Annotated in this window: 4 protein-coding genes; 1 reads left to right on the top strand and 3 read right to left on the bottom strand. The window is 61.9% G+C overall.

Features of this window, described 5'->3' with window-relative positions; translation table 11 throughout:
- Window positions 1-586: 586 nt before the first annotated feature.
- From J2X98_RS22025 to J2X98_RS22015, 3 genes are all read right to left on the bottom strand, one after another.
- Window positions 587-1,432, bottom strand: coding sequence for a fumarylacetoacetate hydrolase family protein (locus tag J2X98_RS22025; RefSeq protein WP_307312627.1), 846 nt, complete (start codon window positions 1,430-1,432; stop codon window positions 587-589).
- 569 nt (window positions 1,433-2,001) lie between these two features.
- Entirely contained in the window at window positions 2,002-3,513 is a 1,512-nt protein-coding gene (locus J2X98_RS22020; protein ID WP_307312625.1) for a CoA-acylating methylmalonate-semialdehyde dehydrogenase, read from the bottom strand.
- A 119-nt stretch (window positions 3,514-3,632) separates the two neighbouring features.
- Complete coding sequence (locus tag J2X98_RS22015; protein ID WP_307312629.1) at window positions 3,633-4,763, bottom strand: iron-containing alcohol dehydrogenase; 1,131 nt, start codon at window positions 4,761-4,763, stop codon at window positions 3,633-3,635.
- A 168-nt stretch (window positions 4,764-4,931) separates the two neighbouring features.
- Between J2X98_RS22015 and J2X98_RS22010 the strand changes: the two genes are divergently transcribed.
- A complete protein-coding gene (locus J2X98_RS22010; RefSeq protein WP_307312623.1) occupies window positions 4,932-5,837 on the top strand; it encodes a LysR family transcriptional regulator in 906 nt (301 codons plus the stop codon).
- Window positions 5,838-5,928 lie beyond the last annotated feature (91 nt).

Here is a 5,928-nt window from a genome sequence, read left to right as displayed (position 1 = left end):
CCGGCCCCGCCACCGAGCAGTATGAGTGCCGTTCACCGTCGGCAAATCACGGAGGCGGCTACTCCCGTCCCATGAATACCCGTGCATGCCAGTTGAAAAACGCCGGGGGAGTGCCTTCAAAAGGGGGATGTGTCGTTTGCCAAGACAGTTGCCAATTGACACGCTAGTTGGCCAAACTTGCCAAGGGGCTGGGCCAGCGGAGGCCATGCGGCGGGCTGCAGGATACGGCCCTCTGACGAGCCGATCACCGACGGCAAAAAGGCCATGCTTCTGCACCCACGCCCCGACAAAGAACGGCTCAACACCTACCTACGGCCACGCTTGGAATGGATCGGTCGGGCACGGATGGCTATCGAATCATCGACGGTGTCGTCGACACCCTGATAGCAGCGCTCAGCCTACGCGACATCGAAGTCCTCAACGGGTGCCAATAGCTTTTCCCTTGAGAGCGTCACCAGGCCCGCCAGTGGACGCATGTAGGCGTTTCCTCGTTCAGAGCCCTCGTGTCAGCGGCTGCATTCGATTGAGTTCTCTCCGTCGGTGATGCGATCAACGGTGGGTGCTGGCCCATCTTCAACGTTTGGGTTTACTTGCTGAAGCGGATGGTGTTGGTGAGTTCGCCGAGGCCCGGCGCGCTCACGGTGGCTGTATCGCCGTCGGTGAGGTAGAGCGCCGGATCCATGCCCATCCCCACACCTCCCGGAGTACCCGTGAGGATGATGTCTCCGGGGCGGAGGATGGTGAAGGTGGAAACGTACGATACGAGGGCGGCCGCACTGAACACGAGGTTTTTGGTGGACCCGTGCTGGCGGCGGACGCCGTTGATCTCGCACGAGATCTCGATACCGTCCTCTGGGTCCATAGCGTCAGCTGTGATGAGTGTCGGACCCAACGGTGTGGTGGCGTCCCAGGCCTTGCCTTGGAACCACTGCAGAGTCCGCTTCTGCCAGTCGCGCATCGAGAGGTCGTTCGCCAATGTATATCCGGCAATTCCCTCGCGAGCCTCCTCCACTGAGGCCCCCAGCAGTTCGGCTCCAACGACCACGGCGAGTTCCGCTTCCCAGTCGAGAGCGCCTTGTGCCGTCGGCGGTATCTTGACGTCCCGGTCTGGACCGATCAAGGTGTCCGCGAACTTCGCGAAAAGAGTCGGGTATTGGGGAAGATCGCGTCCCATTTCGAGGATGTGGTCGGAGTAGTTCAGGCCGCAACAGATCATCTTGCCTGGAGCCGGCAGGGGAAGTTCAAGTTCCGCTTCGGCTTCGCTGACGCCGGCTTCAAGAGTCGCCGACGCGAGCACTGATTCGGCGTCTGCCCGCCAGGATGAGTTAAGCAGGAACTGGCTGAGGTTGTCGGCAGGAAGGGCCAGCCAGCGGTCGCCACGGCGGACAGCCGCCGTCACCCCTCGGGCTGTTCGAAGCGTTGCGAGTTCCATGTTGTCCTCCAGAGCTAAGGGAAATTTATATGTCTTTCTCTTGCGACCGTCATCCAAACTCCACGTCGCCTCGTCACCCAGGAAGGTGAGTAAAGCCGGCAAAGTAGAAGACCCATCCGCTGACCGGTCCCCTGCGGCCGCTACTGCGACCCCGTCGCTCTATGGGCCGACGGCGACGTTAGTGGCTACTGCCACCAGCAGACCAGCGCACCCTGCACCTGCACCTGCGGGCACGAAGGCATCGTACCCGCCTCGTCGACACAAGGCCCGCGCGCCGCCCGGTGCGCAGGCAGGAGGACGTAGGCAACACGGCACCGGACAGCGTGATCGAGGACCAGTGCTGCCGGACAGGGCAGAAGAGTGGCCCCTACACCTGCCGGTCAGGCGGTGTAGGGGCCGGGGACGCAGGTGCATTGGGCCCCGGCTGTCTCAAGCCCGAACATTTAAGTACTGGATCGTCCTGAGGAGTTCGAATGCGGTACACACCCCGCGGCTAATACTGCGTCAGCAGAGGGAGTATCACTCATCGTTTGCTTCATCTGGCTGAACCCTGTTCTTGGGGCAAGCGCCTAGTTGAAGGGGAAATTGTAGGAGGCGCCGGACGCGTGCTCAGCTTCGGGCCAGCGTGAGGTGATGACTTTGCCCCGGGTGTAGAACGAGACCCCTTCCGGGCCATAGATATGCTTGTCGCCGAACAGCGAGGCCTTCCACCCGCCGAAGGAGTAGTAGGCCACCGGCACGGGAAGCGGTACGTTGATCCCGATCATCCCCACATCGACGGAGCGCTGGAACTTCCGCGCCGCGGCGCCGGAGGAAGTAAAGATCGCGGTGCCGTTGCCGTACGGGTTGGCGTTGATCAGCTTGATGCCCTCCTCCAGGTCCGCCACACGGACCACCACGAGGACGGGGCCGAAGATTTCCTCGGTGTAGGCGGACATCTCGGTCTTGACGTGATCCAGCACGGTGGGACCAACCCAGAAGCCTTCCTCATGGCCGGGGACCACCAGGTCACGGCCGTCCACCACCATGGCGGCGCCAGCGGCTTCTGCTTCAGTAATGGTCCGGACGATGAAGTCCCGGGAGTCAGTGCTGATGACAGGGCCCATGTCGGCGTCGGGCTCCGTGCCGTTCTTGACCTTGACGTCCAGGGCGCGCTCTTGGACCTTCTTGACCAGCAGGTCGGCGGAGTTCCCGACCGCGACGGCGACGGAGATGGCCATGCAGCGCTGCCCGGCGGAACCGAAGGCGGCGGCGGCGAGGTGGTCGGCGGCGTTGTCGAGGTCCGCATCGGGCATCACGATGGCGTGGTTCTTCGCTCCACCCAGGGCCTGGACGCGCTTGCCGTGCGCCGTGGCGGTCTCCATGATGTGCTTGGCGACAGGGGTGGAACCGACGAAGGAGATGCCGTCCACGTCCGGGTGGGTCAGGAGACCGGAAACGACCTCCCGGTCCCCGTGCAGGACCTGGAACACGCCGTCGGGCAGGCCCGCCTGCTTCCAGAGCCTAGCCAGCAGCATCGCTGCTGAAGGGACCCGGTGGGAAGGTTTAAGGATGAAGGCGTTGCCGGTGGCGATCGCCATCGGGGCCATCCACAGCGGCACCATGACGGGGAAGTTGAACGGGGTGATACCGGCAACCACACCGATCGGCTCGCGGAACGAGAACACGTCGATGCCGGTGGAGACCTGATCCGAGTACTCTCCCTTGAGCAGCTGCGGGATGCCGCAGGCAAACTCGATGACCTCCAGGCCTCGGCCGATCTCGCCCTTGGCGTCAGAGAGGACCTTGCCGTGCTCGGTCGTGATCAGTTCGGCGAGTTCGTCCACGTGGGAAGCGACCAGCTCGCGGAACTTGAACAGCACGGCGGTGCGCTTGGCCAGCGAGATGTCGCCCCACGTGAGTGCCGCGGCCTTGGCCGCCGCGACGGTCGCGTCGAGATCCTCGCGGTTGGCCAGCCGCAGCTCGGCGCTGACCTGGCCGGTGGCCGGGTTGTAGACGGGCTTGGTGGCGGTGCCTGTACCTGCAGCCTCGGTTCCGCTGATGAAGTGGTTGATGGTGGAGGTGACGGTCGTCGTGTTCATGGATTGTGGTCTTCCTGGCTTGAGCATTGGCGTTCATGCGGCCGCACATGCAATGTCTGATTAGAGAGCTGTACCTTGCCGCCCCGCAGCGGGCGCGGGGGAGATATGTTGGGATTTGGTTAGGAGTAGATGCCGGCGTAAATGCCTTGGATTTGCTGTGCATCGGGAATGACCGGGTTGTTGGCGGGTGAACCGGAAGACAGCGCCTGTTCGGCCATGAGCGGAAGCTTGGATTCCCAAGCATGCCGGTCGATGCCGAAGACCGCTGGGGTGGGAACGTCAAGGTCGGCATTGATCGCGTGCAGTTCGCTCACGAGCGCTGCCGAAGCTTCCCGGTCAGTTGCTGCTGCGGAGGCTACGCCTAGCGCACGCGCGCATTCGGCATATCGTGACTCCGCAGCAGTTATTGAAAATTCGGTTACAGCCGGAAACAGCATCGCATTCGCCAGCCCGTGTGCCACATGGAAGTGAGCACCGATCGGCCTGCTCATGCCGTGAACCAAAGCGACGCTGGAGTTGGAAAAGGCGATCCCTGCCTGGGTGGCGGCCAGCATCATGGCCTCCCGGGCTGCCTGGTTCGCGCCGTCTTCGTAGACTTTCCTAAGGTTCGTCCCGATGGTCCTGATAGCTGACAGCGCGAACGCGTCTGAGAAGGGACTGGCCTTCTTGCTGACAAAGGCTTCAATGGCGTGGGTCAGTGCATCGATGCCTGTATCAGCAGTGAGCCGGGGCGGCATGGACAGGGTAAGCGTGTGGTCGATGACTGCAGCCGCAGGCAGGAATGCTATGCCGGCGCACAGCATCTTTTCGTTGGTCTCCGAGTCGCTGATGATCGTAAACTGCGTGGCTTCGGAGCCACTTCCTGCTGTGGTGGGAATAGCGACAACGGGAAGCGCAGGGCCAGTATTGCTCCTCGGTGCCTTGTAGTCCCGCATCTCACCGCCTTGCCGGCTCAGGATTCCAAGTGCTTTGGCAGTATCGATTGCGCTGCCGCCGCCGAGACCGATGATGATGTCAGCCTCGTGTTCTTTTACAGCACTCACGCCGGCGCTCAGGGAATCGGTGGTGGGATCAGGAACCGTTCCTGAGAATACGGCGACATTCAACCCGGACTTCTGGAGAGTTTCGGTCAAGCTGCCAACCACGCCGGAAGCAACCATGTAGGCGTCGGTGACTATAAGCGGGCGGTGTCCTCCGAGGTCGCTAACCAAGGAGCCCGTCTCGTGTATGGCACCCCCGCCTACTCGCATTAGGCGGGGAAGGGCAATGTTGGCAACCATGAGACACCTTTGTTTGGGCGTGCCCCTCGCACGGGGCGGTCTGGATTCGAATTACCATCAAGCTCTCACAGTAAGAATGCCCCTATCAATGGCCAAAAGTGCGCTCTCGTGTGCATTTTTGCACGATAGGATAAGCAGATGATTGCTGCTGACGACTTGCGCTTCTTCTTGGAGGTATCTCGTACGGGCAAGCTGGTGGCAGCGGCGCGTGGCCTGGGCGTTGACCACACGACGGTGGGTCGGCGCATAACCCAACTGGAGAAGGCCAGCGGTGCGAGGTTGTTCGTGCGCGCTCCGGGAGGGTGGGAGCTCACGGAAGCCGGGGAACGCCTGGCCATCCATGCTGAGGCTGTGGAGTCATCCCTGCTGGCTGCCGCCGAGGAACTCGGTTCCACGCCTGGTCGGTTGTCCGGAACCTTGCGGATTGCGGCCCCTGATGGGTTCGGAGCTTTCGTACTCAGCCCGGGACTGGGTAATCTACGAGCACGGTATCCCGACCTCAAACTGGAAATAGTCACGGCCACCCGCCTCAACCTACTGGCGTCAAAGGAATTTGATGTCGGTATCTCCCTGGCACGGCCCACGATCCGGGGGGTTGTGTCATTCGAACTTGCAGAATATCCACTTGGCCTATATGCAAGCGCACAGTACCTGCAGCGTCACGGGCCCATATCCAACGTGGACGAGCTTCACGAGCACTCCGTGATTGGGTATGTGGATTCGCTTCTGGACATTCCGGCTCTGCGGTTCTTGGACACAGCGCTTCCTGGGGTCCGTCCGGCCATCCAAACGAACAACGTCACAGGGCAATGGATGGCCGCAGTGGCGGGGCTGGGTGTTGCAGTTCTTCCCTCTTACATTGCTGCCCCTGATAGCCGGCTCGTCCACATTCTTAAGGAATCGGTAGCTATTCGGCGGAAGTACTGGCTGGCTGTTCCGCGCGAACTGCAGCGGTTGGCCCGGATCCGGGCCGCCCATCAGGAACTCAAAGAGCTGGTCCTCGCCCATCCATATCTTGAGGCAACCTCTTCCACTGGGTACTAGGGCGTGTCTCCTAAAGCTGTCAGCCAGATGCTGATGGCCCGGAGGACTGCTCCGCCGCGGTAGGTGAGGGCAAGTTTGTCGTATCGGGTTG

The organism is Pseudarthrobacter enclensis, assembly GCF_030811655.1.
Taxonomy (GTDB): domain Bacteria; phylum Actinomycetota; class Actinomycetes; order Actinomycetales; family Micrococcaceae; genus Arthrobacter; species Arthrobacter enclensis_A.
This window is presented reverse-complemented; position numbering and strand designations above follow the sequence as displayed.